The following is a 22126-nucleotide window of genomic DNA, read 5'->3' as shown; positions in this document are numbered from 1 at the left end:
ATGCTGTTTCGAACCTCACCCGAACGCGAAGCCCGGACCCTGCGCCGGACGGGCCTGGTGATCGTCGCCGTCGTGACCCTGACCGTCGCGCTGATCGTGATCGATCCATCGGACCGCCGCAGCGATTCCCGCGCCTCGTTGACGGTCGACACCCCCTATGTGGGCGCCGGTGTCGACAGCGGCACCCCGGTCATCCTGCACGGCGCGCGGGTGGGCGAGGTGGCCTCGGTGGCCAGCCGGGCCGACGGCGGCACCCGCGTGCAGTTGCGGTTACAGCCAACTCCCACGCAGGGTTTGACCGCCACCCTGGCCATCGACTTCCGACCCGCCAACTACTTCGGGATCACCGGCGTCAATCTGATTCCGGGGCCGTCCGGCGGAAAACCGCTTCGCGACGGAGCCCATCTCGAGCTCGTCCCGCAGGGCAACTACACCATGCAGGCCCTGCTGTCCCGGGTCGGCGAGTTTACCAACGGCGTCGTCACCCCCGAGCTCGTGTCCGTGATCGACCGGGCCACCCGCTACGTCGACGGACTGAACCCGATGCTGGAAACCCTGCTCCTGGTCACCAGCACCGTCACCGAGGTGCAAACGGTCAGCGCCGAGCAGATGATCCGCAACATGGCCGGGATCGGCGTGGCCGCACCGCCGTTCGTCGATGCGATGACCAACCTGGCCGATCGGCTCGCCAACGCCGGCCTGGACGTGGACGAACAGTTCTTCCAGGACCGATTCCTGGCCACCCTCCAGCTCGCCGCCACCGGGCTCTTCGGCTCGGTGGGCAAACTGCTGTCGTCCAACGTACGCAACATGCTCCCCGCCACCGAGGTGGTCCAAACCCTGACCCGGCCGGTGCCCGGCATAGCTCAGGCCGACAACATCGGCGCGACGCTGGTGGAGCTGCGCGGCCGCTTCGAGCGGATGTACGAGGGCTCCGGCGATCAGCGCGCCCTGCAGGTCAACATCATCCTCGACAGTCTGCCCGGCGTGGCCGGACCGTTGCAAGCCATGGGAGCCACACCATGACCGACCGACCCCGGATCATCACGCCGGTCGCAGCGCTGTGGCGACTGGCGCTCAGCGCCGTGCTCGCCATCTCGCTGGGCGTCGTCATCATCAACGTCCTGCGGCAACCGGTTGCCGGTGAAACCCGCACGTATGCAGCAGAATTCACCGACGCCTCCGGGATCCAACCCGACACCGACGTCCGGGTGCGCGGAGTGCGGGTCGGCAGCGTCGACAACATCACCGTGATCCGGCGGGCCGGGCAGAGTCTGGCCCAGGTGAGCTTCAGCATCGAAAGCCGATTCGCGGTGGTCCCCGCCTCCCGGTTGGCCATCAAGTTCCAGGCCCTGACCGGACTGCGCTACCTGGACGTCATCGACCCCGTCGAGGTGGCATCCGAGGAACCCCAGCCGGAGATCGTGACCACCATTCCGACCTCCATGACCCGGCCGTCCCTCGACATCACCACCCTGTTCAACGGGCTGCAACCGGTCCTGGCGACGTTGAGCCCCGAGCAGATCAACACCTTCACCGGCAACGTCACCGCGTTCTTGGCCGGCGACGGCCAGGGGGTGGGTCCCATGCTCAGCAGCATCCGCCAGCTGACCGAGTTCGTCACGGACCGCCAGTCGGTGATCTCCACCCTGTTGCTCAACCTCAGTGCGCTCTCCGATGCGCTGGGCGGACGTTCCAAAGAGATGATCCAACTACTGGAGTGGGCCAATCGACCGGTCGACGCGGCGCTGGACGTCCTCGACGAGTTCCGCAAGTCAGATCTCTACGGGCCTCAGTTCACCAGCGCGGTGGCACGCCTGCTCGACAACGTGGGGTTCCGGCGCGGCGAGAACGTCAGCGACGCGCTGGACCGTGCGTTGACCAATTTCAACGACGCCATCGACGGATTCAAGATGGTCCCGGTGGTGTGGGAGAACATCGGGCCGCCGTCGCAGACCGGCGACATCGTGCCGTGCTCGCGCGGGCCCGCCCAGCTGCCGGCCACCATGGACGTGCTGCTGGGCGGTCAGCGGGTGGTGCTGTGCAACCCTTGAGGCGATGGGACGTTCCGCTGCTGCTCGGGATCGGCGCCCTGGTCATGGTCGCGGCGGTCGCGGTGAGCGCCGCCGTCCTGTACGTCAGCCCGCCGGGCCGGAACACCGTGGTGTTCTACACCGACGACGCCGCCGCGGTCCGTCCCGGTGACAGCGTCCGGGTGGCCGGGGTCAACGTGGGCAAGATCAAGGATCTGGCCATCGAGCCCGAGCGGGTCCGGGTGCGCGCCACGGTGGACGACGACATCTTCGTGGGAAACCACTCTCAGATCCAGGTCCGGATGCGCACCGTCGTCGGCGGGTACTACACCGCCATCATCTCGCTGGGCGACGAACCGTTGGGCGACAACCCGATCCCGTCGGAACGGGTCAGCATGCCCTACAACCTGGTCCGCACCGTCACCGATGCCACCCGCATCACCGACAACGTCGCCGCCGGCACGGTGCGCGACGCGCTCGACCACGTCCAGCGCGGCCTGGCCGGCGACGGCAACATCGAAACGCTGGCGGCCATCATGGAGGCCGGCAACGGCCTTACCGCGGCCATCGATCAGCAGCGCGGCCAACTTTCCACCATCCTGAACCTGTCCGACGAGTACATCCACTCGTTGAGCAACTACACCGACGAACTCAAGGACCTGATCCGCAAGGTCTCGATCATCGAGCAGACCCTCGTGCTGTATTCCGACGGGTTCGGCCAGGCGTTGAAGGGGATGGGCGATGTGCTCGACGCGCTGAACCCCATCGGCCAGTTCTACGCCGAGCATCGGGACAAGTTCATCGAGAAGGTCCGCAATTGGCAGGAGATCGTGCAGACCTGGGCCGATCGCAGCGGACTGGTGGTGCGCGGCCTGCGCCGGGTCCGCGACAAGCTGGACCGGGTCCTGGACGCGCAGAACGCGCGCCCCGACCTGCTGGCCACCGACCTGTGCATCCCGGTGCCGGGGAAGGCGTGCTGATGACATCCGCCCTCGGTCGAATCCTGGCCGCCGCCATGGTGATCGTCGCCGCCGCAGCGCTGACATCGTGCGGTACGCGCTCGGACACCGCCGGCGGATACTGCGCGGTGCTGGCCGACGGCATCGGCCTGTACCCGGGCAACCCGGTGACGCAGATGGGCTACCCCATCGGCACGGTGACCGCCGTGGAACCCGACTTCGACACCGTCCGGGTCCGATTCACGATCAGCACACCGCGCCGAATCCCGGCCGACGTCAAGGCCGTCATCCGGTCGATGTCGATCCTGGCCGACCGGTCCCTGGAGTTGGTGGGTAACTACCGCGACGGCCCGGAACTGGTTGCCGAGCAGTGTATTCCGCCGAACCGGACCGCAACTCCCAAGAGCCTCTCGGAACTGGTCGGTTCCATCGCCACGTTCGCCGAGGCGATCAGCCCCGACGGGTCGACCAACGTCGCCGACACCGTCCGCGGACTCGAGCAGGCGCTCTTCGGCCAAGGGGTCCGCGCCGGCGAGTTCCTCAGCCGGCTGTCGGCCCTGCTCGACAGCCCCGACGGCGCGATCAGCGACACCGGGTCCATCGTCCGCAACCTGGCGCATCTGACCGGCGAGCTGAGTTCCGTGCGCGGCATCCTCAAACAGGTGCTGCTGGACGCCGAGGCCACCACCGGCGATCTGGTGGTGGCCTCCGATGGCGTCATGCGGATGACGCAGACCCTGCCCCTGATGGTCACCATGATCGCCGACCTGGAGCGCGAACTCGGCGAACAGACCCAACGGGTGCTGGACACCGTGTCGGTGCCGCTGCGCAAGGCCAGTCCGCATGCCACGGCCTTGTCGGACCTGCTCAACCCGATCCCCGGCTGGATCACCACGGTGTCGGATCGCTTCAACGACCAGGGGCTGCAGCTCAAGTGGCGGCCGCCGATGTTCCGCATTCGGACCCAGGACGGGCTGCTGCTCTGCGGCATCATGAACGCGCGGGTGCCCGGCAGCTGCGCCGACATCGCCGGTACCCCTTATGCGGTGGATGTGGCGTTGCTGCAGTACGCGCTGACCGAGGCGACCCGATGACGCGGCCACATCGCATCCTCCGGCGCGTCGCGGCGCTGGCCGTCGCGGCCGCGACGGTGTCGTCGTGCGCCGCGCTGTCGCCGGACTCGCTGCCCAAACCCCACGGTGACCCCGACGGCTACGACGTGGTGCTGGAGTTCGACAGCGTGCTCAACCTGCCGGACCGGGCCCGGGTGGTGCTGGACGGCGTCGCCGTCGGCGTGGTGACCGATGTGCACCTCGCCGAGACTCAGGTGGACGTGACGTCGCGTATCGATGCCGGAGTGGTCATCCCGTCGGACGTGCACGCGATTCTGCAGCAGCCCACCGTCCTCGGCGACATCTTCGTCGCCCTCCAGCGCGCGCCCGAATCAGCTCCGGCGACACCGCCGCTTTCACCGGGCGCGACCGTCCCGCGGGAGCGCACGACGTCCCCGCCGCAGATCGAGGACACCATCGCCAGCCTGGCCAACTTCGTGGCCAGCGGCTCGATCCAGCGGGCCCAGAACACCTTGATCGGGTTGAACAACGTCGCCGAGACCAGCGACGTCGAGCTGGGCCAGCTCGCCGCGCAGGTCAGTACCAACCTCGGTGACCTGGCCGCCAACCTCGAGTCCGCCGACCTGGTGCTGACCGGATTATCCGACACCGCAGCGGTTTTGAGCAGCAAACGCGGAGCAATGGAGCACTGGTTCTCCCCCGCCGGCATGCTCGGATTCGATCGAGCCACCCAGGTGACCTCCCGGCTCAGCGTGATGATCCCGTCGATCGGCAGCGTCTACAGCGGCGGATTCTGGCTGGTTCCGATGCTCACCACCGTCGGCGACGCGGTCGGCGCCGTGCAGGGCACCAAATGGGCGGTGGAGGATGAGCTTCCGCGCTGGCGCAAACTGTTCACGGGCTATTTCCTGCCGCAGGACAAGTACCCGGCGATCAACATCACCTCCATCGTGGGTCCGGACGGCCGCGAGTTGTCCGACGACGTGCACGACGTCCTGCGGATCTTGGGAGCCGCGCCGTGAAGCTCCGAAACGTCGTGTCGCTGGCCGCGTTGGCAGCCATCGTGGTGATCGCCCTCGGCTATGTCGCCGCCCTGGGCGTGCGCCTCGGGCCACCCGAGCAGCGCGCCAATCTGTCGATGGCCATCGACAACATCAACGGCCTGGTGGTCGGTTCCAACGTGCTACTTCGCGGCGTTCCGGTGGGCAAGGTGACGGGCATCGAACCCCGCGTCGAGGCCACCACGGTGCATTTCTACGTCGGCGAGGAATATCCGATTCCGGTGGACAGCGTGGTCCGGGTCGACAACCTGTCGGCGCTGGGCGAAACCTACATCGGGTTCTTCCCGCGCGGACGGACCGGGCCGATGCTCGCCGACAGCGACCGCATCACCACCGAGGCCATCACCACGCCGCCCACCATCTCCGATCTGGCGATGAGCATGGGTCACCTGTTGCAACAGTCCGACCCCGAGCAACTCGAACGCATCGTCGTCGAGGCGGACACCGCACTCGGCGACCCGCAGGTGGTGCTGCCCAACCTGGCCCGCGCGGCCACCCTGCTGCGCACCGAGGCAACCAGCATGGACGGCCGCGGCCGCGAACTGCTGATCAACCTGCAGACGCTGCTGCGCAACGCCGGCTTCGTCGGGCCCGCGCTGGCCAATCTCGCCCCGAGCATCAACCAGCTCGGACCCAACGTGCAGGGCATCTTCGGCGGGGCGATGAACCTGGTGCTCGCCGGCTCCCCCGAGGCCCTCGAGCGTTTCCAGGCCTACCTGGCCAGGATCCAGTACTTTCTGGACACCCGGTCCCCGGACATCAAGGTGCTGGCCGAGACGCTGCTGCCCAATGTGCGGGCCATCGGCTCGGCGTTGACGAACTTCGACACCGGCCGGCTGCTCGACAACATGCTCCGCGGGGTACCGGAAGACGGCGCGATCGACCTGCGCGTCACACTGCTCCCACCGCCCTAGGACCCACCACCACCAGAGACATTCGGCAAGGAAGGCAGAAAGATGGCCGACAGCAACCCCGATGACGTCGAGGCTTCCGAGACCGCGGCCATCGATGAAGATCCCGAGAAGACGCCTCAACCCGCAGTTTCGGAATCCGCCGGGTCCCGGCAGATCTCCCTGTCCGTGCGCTCGCTGCTGGTCGGCGGGCTGGTGGCCGTGCTCCTGGTGGCGGTCGGGGCGCTGGCCTGGCTGTACCTCGACGCGCGCAGCCAACTCGACGCCCAGGCGCGGCAGGCCGCCGACAACGAGCGGGCCCAGCAGGTGGCGATGGATTACGCCGTGTCGGCCGCCCAGATGGATTTCCGCGACCTGGCCGCCTGGAAGGCGCGCCTGGTGGCAGGCACCTCACCGGAGCTGTCGGCCCGACTCGGGGAGGCGGCCGATTCGATGGAGCAGATCCTGACCCCGCTGCAGTGGGAGTCGACGGCCAAGCCGGTGGCGGCCATCGTGCGGTCCAGCACCGGCGGCGTATACGTCGTGGACGCGTTCGTCAGCGTGTTGACCAAGACCACCCAGTCCCCGCAAGGGTTGCAGTCCACCGCGACCTACAGCATCACCCTCGACGCCGACAACGATTGGCAGATCACCGACGTCGGCGGCATCGACGCCGCTCTCGGCGGACGATAGGAGCTCACAGTGGCAGGGGCAGCAGAACCCAGGTGGCGGCGCCGGGCGGCGGCGTTGCTCGCGGGGCTGGGCGTCGCCGCCTGCGCCGCGCTGTCGGCGGCGCCGTCCGCGCTGGGCGACCCCGCCCCGGACCCGGTCGGGCACGAACCGCCGCCCCCGCGGCTGCCGGTGATAGTCCCGACCCCGTCGGACTGGCAGCCCAAATTCCCCGCCCTGTATGAGGACTCGCGACGCCATGTCACCGACGCCGACATCACCGCGCAACGCGAGATGTGTCAGTGGTTCACCGCGCAGTACGACGAGTTGCTGCAGCAGATCGACCGGTTCAACGTCAAACTGATCAGCCGGCACGGCGACTGGGCTGCCGACGACGTCGTCGCGCACGCCGACGCGGTGACCGCGAACATCGACCAGTCGGTGGCCTTTCTGACCCCGCGCGCGCAGGCACTGACCCAGACCCGGACGTTCGCCGGCGACAACTACTTTCCGCTGTACCAAGGGGAGAGCTTCTACCTGATGTGGCAACACCTGTCCAACGTGAGCGGCGGGATTCGGGCACGCCAACCGGCGTGGTTCACCGGCCCCTCCGTGCAGCGCTTCAAGTACTGGGGCAGCAGGATCAACAGGTCCCATGTCTGCCGATGACTCCCGGATGTCCGTCGTGAACCGACGTCCCCGAACCCTCGCCGTACCGGCGGTCCTGCTGTGTTCCGGATTACTCTGTGCCGCCCCGGCTCTGGCCGAGGACAACACCCGGTTCGACGCAGGGATCGCCGCAGTGCGCGCCGCGGGCCCGTGCCCGGCGCTGGCGCATGATCCGTTGGCGCAGCGTGCCGCCGAACTGTCCAACCGCTCCACCGCGGACTATCTCGGCCACACCGCCGACCACGTGCCGGTCACGGACCCGCTGTTCGTGCTGCACGACCTCGGCAGCGACGCCGAGCGGGCGATCCAGTTGCAGGGTCAGGGAAGCACCGCCGGCGACGCCATCAAAGGCGCTCTGCTCCAGGGACATTCGGCGATCCCGGACTGTGCCTACAATCGGTTCGGGACCAGCGTCCTCCACACCGACGCCGGCCGCACCGTCGTGGTGGCGGTGCTGGCGGGCTGAGGGGTCAGCGGCGACTCAGGTCCATCCAGGGCGGGGTGAGCCAGGTCCCTTCGGCACTGAGCATGAACTTCAACGGCCCACGCTCACAGTAGGTTTGCGCCTCGCCGGTCACCGCGCAGGTGGTGCCCTGGTGTTCGACGACGGTGCGCGAGGGCAGCGGCGCATGCGCCCTGGTCGGCGGCATCCGGAACGGCACCGTCCAGTCGTAATGCATCGCCCGGTCGCCGGTGACCCAGCCGACCGCCTGCGTGCCGGGCGGCGCCCCGGGGATGTGGCCGCTGCAGGCGAAGCTGCCGCGGCCCCAGATTCCGCAGTTCTGCCCCGTGGGAGCCAGGAACCACACCCCGTCGACGCCCGGGAAGGTCCACGGCGCGACGTCGGCGTGATCGAAGTACCGCAGGGTCGGCCACGGCTCGGGTTCGGGCTCGGCCGTCGCATGCGGTGCGACCGCCACCGCAGCCACCACCGCGCCGACCAGCGCCGCGAGGCGCCGAGCACCCCGTGACGACTCTCTACTGGACCTCATGATCCGAATCCTTTGCGGCGTGTCTGTTCCGGCTGTGTCAGCCTACTGGCGCAGCGATTCGGCTTCGGCGGCCACGACGGAGGGCTCATCGATGATCTCCCGCGTGAACCGTCGGCTGGCCCACAGGTAGCAGGCGATGGCCAGGACCTGGACCACCGGCACGACGAACAGGGCCCGCTCCAACGCCATGGCGCCCAGACTTTCCAGCAGCGCATCGCTGATCATCCCGGTCAGCAGCGGTCCCGCCGACCCGATGATCGCGCTGAAGAACAGGAAGATCGCCGAGGCGGTGGCCCGCTGCTCGGGCCGGACCAGCCGCTGGATCGCCGCGATCGACGGCGCCATGTACGCGGTGCCGATCACGTAGGCCAGCGCGAGGCACCACACCGTGGCGGCGCTGTTGTCGACCAGCAGGGCGGCCACCGAGAACGGCACCATGGCGGCCGTCATCGCGGCGACCAGCCACAGCAGCCACCGGGGGTCGCGGCCGGAGAGCCGGTCGGCGAGCCGGCCGACCAGCAGCAGCAGACCGAGGATTCCGGTGACGCCGCTGGCCACGCCGTATTGCCACGCCACCTCCCCCAGCGACATGCCGCGGCCGCGCATCAGGAAGGCCGGCGCGAACGTCGTCAACGAGTAACCCGCGAACGACACGCACGCGGCGCCGGCCACGATGGCGCGGTAGCTCGGCTTGCTCAGCAGATCCCACCACCGGGTGGTGTCGGCGACGGCCGCGGGCGCCGGCTCGGCGGGCAGCGACTGCCGCGGGCCCAGCACCACCAACACCAGTGGGGCCACCAGGATGCTGATCACGCCCATCACGATGAAGGCGCTTCGCCAGCCCAGCGATTCGGCCAGCAGCCCGCCGCCGATCAGGCTGGCCGCACTGGCCAACGGGATGGACAGGGTGATCACGGCCAGCGGCGCCGCGCGCCGGTGCGGAGCGAAGTTCCGCGCGACGTAGGCGTGGGCGGCGGGCGTGCTGCCCGCCTCGCCCACCGCGACGCCGACCCGGGTGAGGACCAGCTGGAAGCCGGACTGTACCCAACCCCCGAGCACCGTCATCGCACCCCACAGCGTGAGGCACGCCGACACCACCAGGCCGAAAGCGCCCCGGTCGGAGATCCGGGCGATGAAGATGCCCAGCACCGCGTAGACCACCAGGAAGCCGAAGCCGTTGATGATGCCGATCTCGGTGTCCGAGAGGTCCAGGTCCTGCTTGATGGGCTCGGCCAGCACCGCGGGCAGGAACCGGTCCGCGTAGTTCAGCGTCCCGACGACGGCCAACAGGCCCACGGCGGCCCAGGCGCGACGCGGCGAGTGGCCGTCGGGCGGCGCCGGATGCGTCATCGGCTCAGACGACGCCGCGCAGTCCGTCGGCGCCGAACGCCGGCTCGAGCAGGCCCGAGATGTCCGGCCCCCGCCGCAGACCGTGCCCGCCGTCGACGTTGATCACCTGTCCGGTGACGTACGCGGCGGCGTCGGAGAGCAGGAACAGCGCCACGTTGGCGATGTCGTCCACCTCGCCGACCCGAGGTAGCGGCGTGCACTGGCGGTAGTCCTCGAGGGTGGCGGGCAGCTCCATGATGGGCCCCACCATGTCGGTGCGGGTCAGTCCCGGACGAATCCCGTTGACGCGCACCCAGGAGGGGCCCAACTCGTCGGCGGCGAGCTTGAGCAGGGCATCCAGCGCCGATTTCGCGGGACCGTAGGCGCCGAACCAGCGGTGGGTGTTGCTCGCCGCGATCGAGGAGATCCCGACGAACGACCCGCCGCCGGCCCGCACCATCTCGCGGGCCGAGTGCTTGAGCACATACATGGTGCCGTTGACGTTGAGATCGACGGTGCTGCGCCACAGCTCGGAGTCGATCTGGGTGACGGGACCGATGGTGTGGCTGCCGCCGGCGCTGTGCACGACGCCGTGCAGCCGGCCGTGCCAGGCGGTGGCCGCCGCGACGGCTCCGCTGACCTGGTCCTCGTCGGTGACGTCCGCGGGCTGGAAGGCGATGTCGCCGGGACCGCCGGCCGCCTTGATGTCGTCGGCGGCGGCGGCGAGGCGATCGGCGTTGCGGCCGATGATCATCGCGTTGGCACCGGCGGCGACCAGCGCGGCGGCCACTCCCTTGCCGATGCCGCTTCCACCGCCGGTGACCAGGTAGGTCCGGCCCTCGAACGACAACTGCACGGCGCCCCCTTCAGCTGAATTGGAACAGGTTCTAGTAACGCTATACGCCGCGCGCCGTCAGCGTCAGGGAACGTCCTTGCGGGCCGGTTGGGTGGGCTTGGCCGTGCGCCAATCCTGGACATCGGGGGCCTGCGCCACCGGGAATCGGTTCTCGTTGTGGGCCGCCCAGTGCGCATGCCCGAGCTCGTGGATGTGGAAGGCATGCCGCAACGCCTCGCTGAACCCCATGGCGTCCGACGCCGCGTTCACCGAGTCCTTGATCAGCAGCGTGGCCATGGTCGGCAGCGCCGCGATGCGCCGGGCGAACTCCAGCGTCTTGTCCTCCAGGTCCGCGACCGGGAACACCTTGGACACCATGCCCAGGCGGTACGCCTCCTCGGCGTCGAGCGAGTCGCCGGTCAGCAGCAGTTCCTTGGCCTTGCGGGGGCCGAACTCCCACGGGTGGGCGAAGTACTCCACGCCGGGCATGCCCAGCCGGGACGCGACCACGTCGCTGAACTTGGCGTTGTCGGCGGCGACGATCAGGTCGCACGCCCAGACCAGCATCAGGCCCGCGGAGATGGCGTTGCCCTGCACCGAGGCGATGGTGATCTTGCGCAGGTCGCGCCAGCGGCTGGTGTTCTCGAAGTAGTAGTGCCACTCCTGCAGATAGAGCTTCTCGACCATGCCCGGCCGGGTGGCGCCGTTGGAGGCGAAGCTGGGATGCATGCCCGGCCCCGGGGTGCGTTCGGCCAGGGCCGCCTCCGAGCCCAGGTCGTGTCCGGCCGAGAAATTCTTGCCGCGGGCCGCGAGGATGATCACCCGGACCTCGTCGTCGGCCTCGGCCTTCTTGAACGCCTCGTCGAGCTGGACCAACAGGGTCCGGTTCTGGGCGTTGTGCTCGGCGGGGCGGTTGAGCCAGACCCGGGCGATGCGGCCCTCATCGAGGGTCTCGTAGCTCACGAACTCCGGGGTGCCGCCGGCCGGAGAGGTGTTGTCGGTCTGCTGAGGCGTAGCCATGCCTGCACTTTACGACTTCCACCCAGACCGTAAACCATCGGGCGGCTCGAAACGGGTGGTCGCGGCCCGCCGATTTGCTGATCGGCAGGGTTCAGGGTTAGGACGCGGACGTGCGACGTCGCTAGAGTTGTGTCATGGCTGCGAAAACAGACCCCACAGAGATCGTCGATGTCGAGCCGTTGCCCGACGATACGGCCAGCCAGGCTCGACGCGTCGTGGCCGCCTACGCCACCGACGCCGACGAGTGCCGGGTGTTCCTCTCGATGCTCGGCATTGGACCGTCGAAGCCCGAGGCATAAGTGACTCCGGGGGAGGGACAGCCCGCCCCCTCCGGGGACTCCGACTTCGTGGTGGTCGCCAACCGGTTGCCGATCGACATGGAACGGCACCCCGACGGCAGTACCACATGGAAGCGCAGCCCTGGTGGGTTGGTGACCGCGTTGGAACCACTGCTGCGTAAGCGCCGCGGCGCCTGGATCGGCTGGGCGGGTCTGGCCGAGGACGACGTCGAGGTCATCGACGAGCCGATCATCGAGGAAGACCTGCTGCTGCAGCGGGTCCGCCTCAGCGCCGACGACATCGCCCAGTACTACGAGGGCTTTTCCAACGCGACACTGTGGCCGCTGTATCACGACGTGATCGTCAAACCCGAGTACCGGCGCGAGTGGTGGGACCGCTACGTGGTGGTCAACCGCCGCTTCGCCGAGGCCACGGCGCGCACCGCCGCGCCGGGTGCCACCGTGTGGGTCCAGGACTACCAGCTGCAGCTGGTGCCCAAGATGCTGCGGATGCTGCGCCCCGATCTGGTGATCGGCTTCTTCCTGCACATCCCCTTCCCGCCGGTCGAGCTGTTCATGCAGATGCCCTGGCGCACCGAGATCACCGAGGGCCTGCTGGGCGCCGATCTGGTGGGCTTCCATCTGGCCGGCGGCGCGCAGAACTTCCTGGTGCTGGCCCGTCGGCTGATCGGCGCCAACACCACCCGCGCGTCGATCGGCGTGCGGTCCCGGTTCGGCGAGGTTCAGCACGGCTTCCGCACCGTGAAGGTGGGTGCCTTCCCCATCTCGATCGACTCGGCGGCGCTGGACCAGCGAGCCAAGAACCGCGACATTCGCCGTCGGGCCCGCGAGATCCGGGCCGAATTGGGCAATCCGCGCAAGATCCTGCTCGGCGTCGACCGGCTGGACTACACCAAGGGCATCGACGTCCGCCTGGAGGCCTTCACCGAACTGCTCGAGGAGGGGCGCGCCGACCGCAACGACACGGTGCTGGTGCAGCTGGCCACCCCCAGCCGCGAGCGGGTCGAAAGCTACCGCGTGCTGCGCGACGACATCGAGCGGCAGGTCGGCCACATCAACGGCGAATTCGGCGAGGTGGGCCACCCGGTGGTCCAGTACCTGCACCGGCCGGTGCCGCGCGACGAGCTCATCGCCTTCTTCGTCGCGGCCGACGTGATGTTGGTGACGCCGCTGCGCGACGGGATGAACCTGGTCGCCAAGGAGTACGTGGCCTGTCGCAGTGACCTCGGCGGCGCGCTGGTGCTCTCCGAATTCACCGGCGCCGCAGCCGAACTGCGCCGCAGCTACCTGGTGAACCCGCACGACCTGGACGGTGTCAAGGATGCCATCGAGGCGGCGCTCAACCAGACCGCCGAGGACGGGCGGCAGCGGATGCGCTCGCTACGGCGCCAGGTTCTCACCCACGACGTGGATCAGTGGGCGCGGTCTTTCCTCGACGCGCTCGCCGACAGCGGCCAGGGGAATACCTGAGCTCGTAGCGGGGCCCCGGTGGCCGCTCGTCGGGTCTGGTGGCCTACCCCAAGGCCCCTAGATGGGCGTGATGTAGTTGATCAGCCATTTGCCGTCGACCTTCTGGTAGTCGACGCGCAGGCGGCTGCCGTCGTAGACCGACTGCTTGGACTTGTCGGTGACCGTCCGATTCATGAACACGAGCACGGACCCGGAAAGCCGCCTGGCCTCCAACACCCCGGCGCCGACGACGTGGGCCTGGCTGACCACCTGCCGCTCGCGCGCCTGTGGGATGATGTCCTTCGCCGAGCGGTCCTGAAACTCGCGGCGGTAATCGGGCGTGAGTAGGTGGGACGCATCGGTGAGGCTGCGTTCGACGGTCTGATAGTCGTAGCCGAACACCTGCGGCACCTGCTCGATGGCAAGGCGCGCCAATTCGGACCGGGTGTTCTGGGCCCCGGTGGTCTCGACGCGGTCCCAGTACAGGCCGCCGAACCATCCGCCCAGCCCGACGATCGCCGCGGTGACGACGACGGACAACGCCGCCAGCAGTGCCCTGCTCGTTCGTCCCATCAGTTGCCCCCGTCGGGGTATTTGAGATCCCAGCCCGTCATGCGGCCCGCGTCGTCCTCGTGCACGATGACTCGCAGCCGGTAGGCCTGGGACGGCTTGTTGACCCCGTCGATGTCGGTGACGGTGACGCGCACCGCGACCAGCACCGAGGCGTTGGCCCGCAGCTCGTCGATGTCCTCGAGCGCGGCGCCGTTCACCACGGCCTCCGAGGTGGCGTTGGTGTCCCGGAAGAGCGCCTTGAGGTTCTCGACGTTGTTGTTCTGGCTCATCATGTCGCGCAGCGGTCCGCTGGTGCCGTCCACGAAGCGGTTCACGCTGTCGTCGATGGTGTCCGGCGTGTAGGAGAACATGTTCACCACGGTCTGCTTGCCGGCGTCGACGAAGCGCTGCTCGCGCTCTGCCGTGGCGTCCGCGGCGTTCTTCTGCGCCTGCAGCACCGCGGTCGCGGTCCCCAGCAGGGCCAACAACACCACGGCGACCGCGGCGGCGATCAGGGCGACCGCGCGTCGATGCGGCTGCCTGCGTGCCGGGGGGCCGGCGCCGACGGCCGGTGACGGTGCCTTCACGGTGCTCGGCGCCTCGACGCGGGTGGTGATCGTCGTGGCGGCGGCCGGCTCGGAGGTCGGCCCCGCAGCCCGTGAAGCACGCCGTCGAACCGGCTTCGGCGCCGGGTCGGGCGTCGAAGTCGGTTGTTCCGCCATTACACCTGCCTCGGGTCCAGCATCAGTTCGACCCAGTTTTCCGCGGGACGATGGTTCACGTCGGCGGCGGCCAGCACCCCGGTGTCCCCGTCGGTGGGATCGACGAATTTTCCGTTCTGATCATACGTAGCGTAGGCGGGTCCGGCGGCCTGCGGGATCGGGGCCTCCGCGGGCAGCGGGCCTGGCCCGGGCGGCGGCGCCTCCCCCGGCGGCGGCGGGGCCTGGCGGCCATACGGCGGGACGTAGTGATCCGGCGGCGCGAAGAACGGCCACGCCGGCGGGATGCCCGGGTCACTCGGCGGCGTCGGCAACGGGAACGGCGCATGCGGCGCCGGGCCCGGGCCGGGCTGCACGCCCGGCGGCAGCTGCACCGACGGCGGCCCCGGATCGTAGTCCGCCTGGGGTGGGATGAGAGGGAACTTGTTGGGCGGCAGGATGTTCCGGCCGTCCTCGATCGGGGTGTCGTACGGGATCGGGGGCCCACGCCACGGGTTGCTGCCGATCGGCACATAGCCCTTCGGGTCCCGGCACAGCTGCACCGTGGGCGCCCGCTTGCCCGGGACCTCCATGCACGGGTAGTTGCGCGCGCCGCGGACCACCATGGGGTCGTTCTGGGCGACCTTGCAGTACATGTCGGTCGGCAGATCCCGGACCGTCTCGTCGGCCGGTGAGCGGATGGTGTCGGGCGAGAGGAAGCCGACCGAGCACGGCGGCGGATCGCCGAGGTCGATCTTGAAGTCCAGCTTGCCGCCCTCGTCCATCGGGACGCCGCCGGCCACGGTGATCAGCGCTGCGATCAGGGCCGGGAAGATGACCAGCGCCTGCTCGATGGACTTGTTGTAGATCACCCCGATCCGGCCGAAGTTGGCCAGGTTGGCGGCCAGCATCGGGAAGTTGGGTCGAATTCCGGAAAACGCCGTGTTGACCGAGTCGGCGGCCCCGGGGGTGGTCGCGAGCACCTCGCGCAGCTGCGGGTCGGCGTTGTTCAGCTCGGTGGTGAACCGGGCCAGGCCGTCGGCAATGGACTTGATGTCGTCGCCGCTGCGGATCTGCGCATCCAGCACCGGCCCCAGCTGGTCGATGAGCGCCTCGGTCTGGCCGTAGCTGGCGTTGGCCTCGTCGACCAGCCCACGCGCCGACTCGATGACCCGAGCAAGTTCGGGACCGGATCCGTTGAACGCCTTGAAGGTTTCCCGCAGCACGTCCTGCAGCCGGCTGTTGCTGATGCTGCTGACCAACGCGTCGGCTTCGTTGAGCATCCCGGCGATGTCCTGGCCGATGAAGGTGCGGTCCTGCCCGATGCTGGACCCGTTGCGCAGCATGGTGTCCGACGCATCTTCCGGCGGCACCAGGTCGATGTACTGCTCGCCGACCGCCGAGACGCTCTTCACGGTGGCGGTGACGTTCTCCGGCACCGGGGTGTTGCTGTTGAGCCGCATGTGCGCGACGACGCCGTTGTCGGTCAGCCCGACGCCGTCGACCCGCCCGACGGTCACGCCGCGATAGGTCACGTTGGCGTTGCTGTAGATGCCGCCGCCGGCAACGAAATTGGCATCGACCTGGTAGGAGCCGATACCGAGCTTGGCGGGCAGCTGCAGGTAGAACAGGACGATCGCACCGACCGAGAGGACGGTGACGATCGAGAAGATCATCAGCTGGATACGAGATAGACGGTCAAGCATCAGCGCGGCGCCTCCTCGCCCGGCACATCGCCCGGCGGGATCTTGAACGGGTCGGCGGCCTGGCCCGACAGGTTGGCCAGCTGACCGGTCAGGAACTCCGGCGGGTTGAGCACCTCCGACATGTGCTTCATGTTCGGATCCAGCGGCGACGTGGTGAAGATCGACTCACCGAACCGGCGCAGCGTGAGGTCGAAGGTGGCGTACACGTTCAGGAAGTCGCCGCGCACCGCGTTGCGCAGATAGTCGGCGTGGAACGGGAACGTAGGCGCGAACGGCAACACCGACACCAGATCGTCGGCGCTCTCGGCCAGCGCCCGCACCACGGGATAGAAATCCTTGAACACCGCGGCGAAGTCCGTCTTCGTCTTGGCGAGCACCTCGGCCGCCACCGTGCCCACCCGCCCGAGCGCGGTGAACGCCTCGACGATGTTGGCGCGGTTGCGGTTGAGCACCTCCAGCGCGACCGGCAGCGTGTCCAGCGTGCGGCCCAGGCTGTCCTTGCTGTTGGCCAGGGTCGCGGCGAACCGGTTCAGTCCGTCGGCCGCGGCCAGGATTTCTTCGGTCTGGTCCCGCAGCGAGGCGGTGAGTTCGGCCAGCCGGGGAACCAGCCCGGCGAAGCTGCCGGTGCGGCCGGCGACGGCGACGTACACCTCGTCGGTGATGTCCTGCAGGGCACCGAGGTTGCCCTTGTTGACCACCACACCGAGGGAGGAAAGCACTTCCTCGGTGGTCGGATAGCGACCGGTCCGGCTCTCCGGGATGTGCGCGCCGTCGGCGAGCCGCGCGTCGTCGGGATCGGTGAGCGGGGCGGCCAACTCGATGTGCTGCGAACCCAGCAGTGACGTCTGGGCCACCTGCGCAGTCGCGTTGGCGGGCAGATCGACCTCGGGTTCCAACGACAGCTGGACGGCCGCGTAGAAGCTGCCGTCGGGCCGCTGCACAGCCTCGATTCCGGAGACACTGCCCACGGTCACGTCGTCGACCATGACCGGCGAGTTCTGCGGCAGCGTCGCCACGTCGGGGAGTTCGACGGTGATCGTGTACGAGCCCGAGCCGTGCCCCTTGGTGCCGGGCATGTTGACCGAGTTGAGCCCGCCGAACGAGCAACCGGCCAGCAGCGTGACGCCGGAGGCCAACGCCAACGCCCGACATCCGTTGCTACGCAACGCAGTTCTCCTGTTCCGTGTAGCGACCATCAGCCACCATCCCCTGTCGGGCCCGGCGCGGGGCCGGGCGCACCGGGCGGGGTGCCCGGGGCGTGGCCGGGGCCGGGCGAGATCTGTCCCGGAACGGCCGGCGGCGGCAACACCAGGTCACCCAGGGTGGTGCCCGGCGGGATCGATGGCGGGGTGACGCCGGGCGCGGGCTCCCACTGCAGGTACGGGATGGGCGTGCGGGCCTTGGCCTCGGTGGCCGGGGTGTCGTAGATGATCTGGCCCTTGTAGGCGGTGATGCTGTTGATCGGATGGAACAGCACCGGCGGGAAGTTCATCGTGATGCGCCGCAGGACCGGGGCCATACGTTGCTTGCAGATCTCCGAGCGTTTGATGTTGTCGGCGCCGGCCATCTCGCCGATGTCGTAGGTGCCGCCGCACATGAACTGGACGGGGTTGGCGAAGTTCGGCAGCGAGAGCACGCCGCCGACGGTCCCCTGCGCCGGGTTGTAGATGTTGTAGAAGTTGGCCAGGCCGTTCGGGGTGACGTGCAGGACCTGCTCGATGTCGTCGCTCTGCGCGGTCAGCAGATTGGTGAACTCGGTGAGCTGGTCGACGGTGCCGATCAGCGTCTCGTTGTTCTCGTCGAGGAAGCCGCGGACGTCGTTGAGCGCCTGGTTCAGCGTGCCCAGCGTGTTGTCCAGTCCCACCGAGCTTTCCGCGAGCACCTGCGACACGGAGGCGACATGCCCGGAGAACTGCACGATCTGCTCGTTACTCTGCGACAGCGCGTTGACCAAGACCTGAAGGTTGCGCACGGTACCGAACAGGTCGGTGCGCGAATCACCGAGCCGGCCGGCGGTTTGGGAAAGCTCCCGCAACGCGTTGCGGAACGAGTCACCGTTGCCGTCGAAGGTGGTCGCGGCCTGGTCGACGAACTCGCTGAGCGGGCCCTGCAGGCCGTCCTCACCGGGGCCCAGGGCCTGCGACAGCTTGGTCAGCTCGTCCTTGACCTCGTCCCATTCGACGGGCACCCCGGTGCGGTCCAAGCCGAGGGTCGCGCCGTCTTCGAGTACGGGGCCGCCGGCGTCCGGACCGCCGGCATCGAAGGCCGGCGTGAACTGAACGAACCTGGCCGCCACCAGGTTCGGCGACATGATGATCGCGTGCGCGTCGGCGGGAATCTTGACGTCGTCGTCGACCGACATGGTGATCTTGACGTCGCCGGCGCGGGGTTCGATGGCGTCGATCTTGCCCACCGGTACGCCGACCACGCGCACGTCGTCGCCGGGGTAGAGCCCCACCGCAGTGGAGAACAACCCGACCACCTTGTAGGTGGAGCGGCCGGGCCACAGCGCGTAGAGGCCGACGGCCAGGACCGCCACCAGGGCGATGACCAGCCCGATGAGCAGTCCACGTCGGCCGGACCGGCGAGTAGTCGAGGTATCTGTCATGGTGACTTCGGCCTCACGATCAGCCGTTCCGAGATGAGGCCCTTGAGATAGTCGCTGAGGCTGTCGGGCAGCTTGCCGGGCTGGAAGTAGGCGTCCAGCAGCACCTCGGACATGGTGGCCGGCGGCAGACCGTACAGGTTGATCTGGAAGCCGGGAGCCGAACCGACCACCTCGCCGAGCGCGGTGGCGTACGGCGGCAACCGTCGCAACGCCTCGCTGATGTGGTCGCGGTGCTCGTTGAGGTTCTCCAGCACCAGGTTGAGCTTGCTCAGGGCCGGACCGAATTCCTTCCGGTTGTCGGCAACGAAGCCCGAGATCTGAACGGACACATCGTCGATCCCGGCGATGAGACTGGCCAGCGCCGCGCGGCGCTGATCGAGCGCGCCGAACAACTGGTTGCCGTCGACGATCAACTGGTTGACCTGTCCGGCCCGCTCGGCCAGCGTCTTCGACACCGACTGGGCGTGGCCAAGCAGCTCGCCGAGCGCCTCGTCACGGGTGTTGATGGTGCGGGACAGCTCGGTGACGCCGTCAAGCGCCGAGCGCAGCTGCGGGGTGGCGTCGGCCAGGGTGTCGGTGAGCGTCTGCAGCGCCTCGGTGAACCGCGGCTTGTCCAGGGCCTGGGTGTTGGCCCCGAGGTCCTGCAGCGCGGAGCCGAGGGTGTACGGAGTGGTGGTGCGCCCCAAGGGAATAGTGGTGGCCTCCCCGCCGCCGGACGGCGTGACGTCCAGCGACTTCTGGCCGAGCACCGTGTCGGTCTTGATGCCCACCAGGGTCTGGTCGCCGACCCGGATCTTGCGGTCGACGGTGAAAGTCACCTTCGCCGCGTTGCCGGCGAGGCTCACCGAGTTGACGTGGCCGACCTTGATGCCGGAAACGTTCACATCGTCACCGGGGGCGATGCCACCGGCGTCGGTGAAGAATGCGTCGTAAGTCTTGCCCTGCGGCCAGAACGGCAGGCTGGTGTAGCCGAACGACACCAGTACCAGGCACGCCACCACGGCGATGCCGAAGATGCCGGTCCGCAGCGGGTTGGACTCGTCAGTTGTCCTTGACAGGAGCGCACCTCCCCTTGGACGGGTCCGGCGGTCCGCCGAACGGGATCAAGAGGTCACTGCCGGCCGGGCCGTTGATCTTCAGCCGGACCGAGCAGTAGAAGACGTTGAAGAACGATCCGTAGGCGCCAAGGGCGTTGAGCCGCAGGTAGTTCTCGGCGAGCGGCTCGATGACGTCGTTGACGTCCGACTCGCGCTCGTGGATCTTGCTCGCCAGCGGCCGCAGGTTCTCGATCACGCCCTGCACCGGCCGACGGCCGTTCTCCAGCATCTCGGTCAGGTCGGCCTCGGCCGACGCCAGTGGCTGGATGGCCCCGGCGATCGAGTCGGTGTTCTGGGCCAGCCCGCTGATCAGCTGCTGCAGCTGGTCCACGCTCTTGTCGAACTGTTGGCCCTTTTCGTCCACGGTGGCCAACACCGTGTTCAGGTTGGTGATGACGTCGCCGATCAACTGATCGCGAGCGGCCAGGTCGGTGGTGAACGAGCTTGTGCTGGACAACATTTCCGACAGCGCGCCGCCCTGCCCCTGCAGCAGTTCGATGACAGCGTTGCTGACCTCGTTCACCTTGTTGCCGTCGAGCCCCTTGAGCACCGGCCGCAGACCACCGAGCAGCGCGTCGAGGTCGAGCGCCGGGTCGGTCTGCTCCCGGATGATGGTGCCGCCGGGCGGCAGCTTGCGCAGTTCGCCGGGGCCCGAGGTGATCTCGAGGTAGCGGTCGCCGACCAGGTTCTCGTACCGGATGAGCGCCCGCGTCGAGGTGTAGAGCTGGTAGCGCTTGTTGACGTCGAACGTCACGTCGACGCTGTTGTCCTCGGCCAGTTCCACCGATTTGACGGTGCCCACCGGGACACCGGCGATGCGGACGTCCTGGCCCGACTTGAGCCGGGACGCGTTGTCGAAGTTCGCGTGATAGGTGTGGCCGGAGGCGAAGCGGAACTCACCGAACACGACCACCAGGCCGGCCGCCACCATCAACATCACGACGGTGAACACGCTGACCTTGGCCAGAACTGCCCGTTGTCCCATCAGTACTCGTCCCGCTCTGCGTAGGCCCCGTTGAACAGGAACTGCAACGTCGAGGGTGCGTCGAACTGCAACTCGGTGTTCGGCTGGTACGGGACGTAGGCGTTGTCGGTCACCAGGAACGGCGACCGGAACCAGGAGCCGCCGAACTGCTTACTCGGAATGTCCGGGAGGCCACGGCAGTTCGGGCCGCCGGAGGCGTTGACCACCGGCAGACTCTCCGGGTAGGTGTAGGCCGGCGAGCCGGGCAGGAAGTTCGACGACACGAACAGGCCCGGCCGGGTGCCACCGATGATGGGGCCGAACCGGTCCGCGGCGGTCACCATCGCCGACAGCAGGCATCCGAAGACCGGAGAGTACTCGCCGAGCATCTTGGCCGGCGCCCGCAGCCGCTGGATCGCGGCTATGTAGTCCTCGGACGCCGGAGCCAGGGTGTCGTAGGCGTTGTTGGCCAGGCCGGTGGCCGCCAACAGGCTCGCGTTGAGGTTGGTCTCTTGATCGACGATCGTCGCGGACAGCGCGGGCGCGTTGTCGAAGACCCGAACCAGGTCCGGCGCCGCGTCGGCGTAGATGTCGGCCACCGTGGCCGCCTGGGCGATGTCGGCCTGCAGCGTCGGCAGCTTGGGATTGAGCTGTCCCAGATAGCTGTTCAGGCCGGCCAACATGGTCCCGAGGTCATCGCCGTTGCCGCGCAGACCCTCGGCGAGCGCCGAGAGGGTGGCATTGAGATTCACCGGGTCTACCTTGTGCAGCACCTCGGTCAGCTTCTGGAACAGCGTGTTGACCTCGAGCTGGACGGCCGAGGCGCGCACGGTGGCGCCCGGCTTCATCGGGCCCTCGGGTGACTCCGGCGGGGTGAACTCGACGGACTTCGCGCCGAAGATGGTGTTGCCGGCGATCTGCACGTGCGCGTTGGACGGCACGTACCGCAGCTGGCTGCGGTCCACGGCCAGCGTCAGCTTGGCCTGTTCGCCCTCGTACTCGATCTTCCTGACCTTGCCGATCTGGATGCCGCGGTACTTGACCTTGGCGTCCTGCTCCATGACCAGGCCCGCGCGCGGCGACATCACCGTGATGTCGTCGGTGGCGGTGAAGGCGGCGCTGTAGCCGAGGTAGGTGAACACCGCGGCCGCCACCAGGATGGCGGCCATCACCGCGGCCGCCACCCGGACGTGGACCCGATTCGCGTTGCCGTCTGCCATGCC

At 68.5% G+C, this 22126-nt stretch carries 23 protein-coding genes; 11 read left to right on the top strand and 12 right to left on the bottom strand.

Going from position 1 to position 22126, the window contains the following annotated elements:
- The 9 genes from R2K23_RS02605 to R2K23_RS02565 are packed head-to-tail and all read left to right on the top strand — an operon-like array spanning position 1 to position 7820.
- A complete protein-coding gene (locus R2K23_RS02605) occupies positions 1–1026 on the top strand; it encodes an MlaD family protein (protein WP_316514015.1) in 1026 nt (341 codons plus the stop codon).
- 14 nt (positions 1027–1040) lie between these two features.
- Positions 1041–2054 (top strand): MlaD family protein, encoded by a 1014-nt coding sequence (locus R2K23_RS02600; protein ID WP_316517019.1) that lies wholly within the window; start codon positions 1041–1043, stop codon positions 2052–2054.
- A gap of 44 nt (positions 2055–2098) precedes the next feature.
- Positions 2099–3013: an MlaD family protein gene (locus tag R2K23_RS02595; RefSeq protein ID WP_316517017.1), complete on the top strand. Its 915-nt coding sequence runs from the start codon at positions 2099–2101 to the stop codon at positions 3011–3013.
- Positions 3013–4086 carry an MlaD family protein gene (locus R2K23_RS02590; RefSeq protein ID WP_316514013.1) on the top strand — a complete coding sequence of 358 codons (1074 nt, stop codon included), beginning with the start codon at positions 3013–3015 and terminating at the stop codon, positions 4084–4086. The genes R2K23_RS02595 and R2K23_RS02590 overlap by 1 nt, the downstream gene beginning before the upstream one ends.
- A complete protein-coding gene (locus tag R2K23_RS02585) occupies positions 4083–5087 on the top strand; it encodes an MlaD family protein (protein WP_316514012.1) in 1005 nt (334 codons plus the stop codon). Before R2K23_RS02590 ends, R2K23_RS02585 begins: the two co-directional genes overlap by 4 nt.
- Complete coding sequence (locus tag R2K23_RS02580; protein ID WP_316514011.1) at positions 5084–6040, top strand: MlaD family protein; 957 nt, start codon at positions 5084–5086, stop codon at positions 6038–6040. The genes R2K23_RS02585 and R2K23_RS02580 overlap by 4 nt, the downstream gene beginning before the upstream one ends.
- A gap of 42 nt (positions 6041–6082) precedes the next feature.
- Positions 6083–6709 carry a hypothetical protein gene (locus tag R2K23_RS02575; protein ID WP_316514010.1) on the top strand — a complete coding sequence of 209 codons (627 nt, stop codon included), beginning with the start codon at positions 6083–6085 and terminating at the stop codon, positions 6707–6709.
- A gap of 9 nt (positions 6710–6718) precedes the next feature.
- Positions 6719–7354, top strand: coding sequence for a hypothetical protein (locus R2K23_RS02570; RefSeq protein WP_316514009.1), 636 nt, complete (start codon positions 6719–6721; stop codon positions 7352–7354).
- A complete protein-coding gene (locus tag R2K23_RS02565; protein ID WP_316514007.1) occupies positions 7341–7820 on the top strand; it encodes a hypothetical protein in 480 nt (159 codons plus the stop codon). The genes R2K23_RS02570 and R2K23_RS02565 overlap by 14 nt, the downstream gene beginning before the upstream one ends.
- Before the next feature lie 4 nt (positions 7821–7824).
- Here R2K23_RS02565 and R2K23_RS02560 read toward each other — a convergent pair whose 3' ends face one another.
- The 4 genes from R2K23_RS02560 to R2K23_RS02545 all read right to left on the bottom strand — a co-directional run bounded on the left by R2K23_RS02560 (position 7825) and on the right by R2K23_RS02545 (position 11530).
- Complete coding sequence (locus tag R2K23_RS02560) at positions 7825–8346, bottom strand: hypothetical protein (protein ID WP_316514006.1); 522 nt, start codon at positions 8344–8346, stop codon at positions 7825–7827.
- A 42-nt stretch (positions 8347–8388) separates the two neighbouring features.
- Positions 8389–9696 (bottom strand): spinster family MFS transporter, encoded by a 1308-nt coding sequence (locus R2K23_RS02555; protein WP_316514005.1) that lies wholly within the window; start codon positions 9694–9696, stop codon positions 8389–8391.
- Between the two features lie 4 nt (positions 9697–9700).
- Positions 9701–10531, bottom strand: a complete 831-nt coding sequence (locus R2K23_RS02550) for an SDR family oxidoreductase (protein ID WP_316514004.1) — start codon at positions 10529–10531, stop codon at positions 9701–9703.
- A gap of 63 nt (positions 10532–10594) precedes the next feature.
- Positions 10595–11530 carry an enoyl-CoA hydratase gene (locus R2K23_RS02545; protein ID WP_316514003.1) on the bottom strand — a complete coding sequence of 312 codons (936 nt, stop codon included), beginning with the start codon at positions 11528–11530 and terminating at the stop codon, positions 10595–10597.
- A gap of 134 nt (positions 11531–11664) precedes the next feature.
- On the opposite strand from R2K23_RS02545, the gene R2K23_RS02540 reads away from it, so the two are divergent.
- On the top strand, positions 11665–11829 hold the full coding sequence (locus R2K23_RS02540; RefSeq protein ID WP_316514002.1) for a hypothetical protein: 165 nt from the start codon (positions 11665–11667) through the stop codon (positions 11827–11829).
- Positions 11830–13299, top strand: coding sequence for an alpha,alpha-trehalose-phosphate synthase (UDP-forming) (locus R2K23_RS02535; RefSeq protein ID WP_316514001.1), 1470 nt, complete (start codon positions 11830–11832; stop codon positions 13297–13299).
- Between the two features lie 57 nt (positions 13300–13356).
- Here the strand turns inward: R2K23_RS02535 and R2K23_RS02530 are convergent, their stop codons facing one another.
- The 8 genes from R2K23_RS02530 to R2K23_RS02495 are packed head-to-tail and all read right to left on the bottom strand — an operon-like array spanning position 13357 to position 22123.
- A complete protein-coding gene (locus R2K23_RS02530; RefSeq protein ID WP_316514000.1) occupies positions 13357–13851 on the bottom strand; it encodes a mammalian cell entry protein in 495 nt (164 codons plus the stop codon).
- Positions 13851–14552: a mammalian cell entry protein gene (locus tag R2K23_RS02525; RefSeq protein WP_316513999.1), complete on the bottom strand. Its 702-nt coding sequence runs from the start codon at positions 14550–14552 to the stop codon at positions 13851–13853. The genes R2K23_RS02530 and R2K23_RS02525 overlap by 1 nt, the downstream gene beginning before the upstream one ends.
- Complete coding sequence (locus tag R2K23_RS02520) at positions 14552–16234, bottom strand: MCE family protein (RefSeq protein ID WP_316513998.1); 1683 nt, start codon at positions 16232–16234, stop codon at positions 14552–14554. The genes R2K23_RS02525 and R2K23_RS02520 overlap by 1 nt, the downstream gene beginning before the upstream one ends.
- The gene (locus tag R2K23_RS02515; protein WP_316513997.1) at positions 16234–17430 is read right to left on the bottom strand and encodes an MCE family protein; all 1197 of its coding nucleotides are present in this window, start codon (positions 17428–17430) and stop codon (positions 16234–16236) included. Before R2K23_RS02515 ends, R2K23_RS02520 begins: the two co-directional genes overlap by 1 nt.
- Positions 17430–18842 (bottom strand): MCE family protein, encoded by a 1413-nt coding sequence (locus R2K23_RS02510; protein WP_316513996.1) that lies wholly within the window; start codon positions 18840–18842, stop codon positions 17430–17432. The genes R2K23_RS02515 and R2K23_RS02510 overlap by 1 nt, the downstream gene beginning before the upstream one ends.
- Complete coding sequence (locus tag R2K23_RS02505) at positions 18839–19900, bottom strand: MCE family protein (RefSeq protein ID WP_316517015.1); 1062 nt, start codon at positions 19898–19900, stop codon at positions 18839–18841. Before R2K23_RS02505 ends, R2K23_RS02510 begins: the two co-directional genes overlap by 4 nt.
- Positions 19884–20924 (bottom strand): MCE family protein, encoded by a 1041-nt coding sequence (locus R2K23_RS02500; protein WP_316513995.1) that lies wholly within the window; start codon positions 20922–20924, stop codon positions 19884–19886. The genes R2K23_RS02505 and R2K23_RS02500 overlap by 17 nt, the downstream gene beginning before the upstream one ends.
- A complete protein-coding gene (locus R2K23_RS02495; RefSeq protein WP_316513994.1) occupies positions 20924–22123 on the bottom strand; it encodes an MCE family protein in 1200 nt (399 codons plus the stop codon). The genes R2K23_RS02500 and R2K23_RS02495 overlap by 1 nt, the downstream gene beginning before the upstream one ends.
- Between the last annotated feature and the right edge of the window lie 3 nt (positions 22124–22126).

Origin of the sequence: Mycolicibacterium sp. MU0050 (assembly GCF_963378085.1) — a bacterium.
GTDB classification, from domain to species: domain Bacteria; phylum Actinomycetota; class Actinomycetes; order Mycobacteriales; family Mycobacteriaceae; genus Mycobacterium; species Mycobacterium wendilense.
Note: the sequence above shows the minus strand (reverse complement) of the source record. Positions and strands in the feature narration are given on the sequence as shown.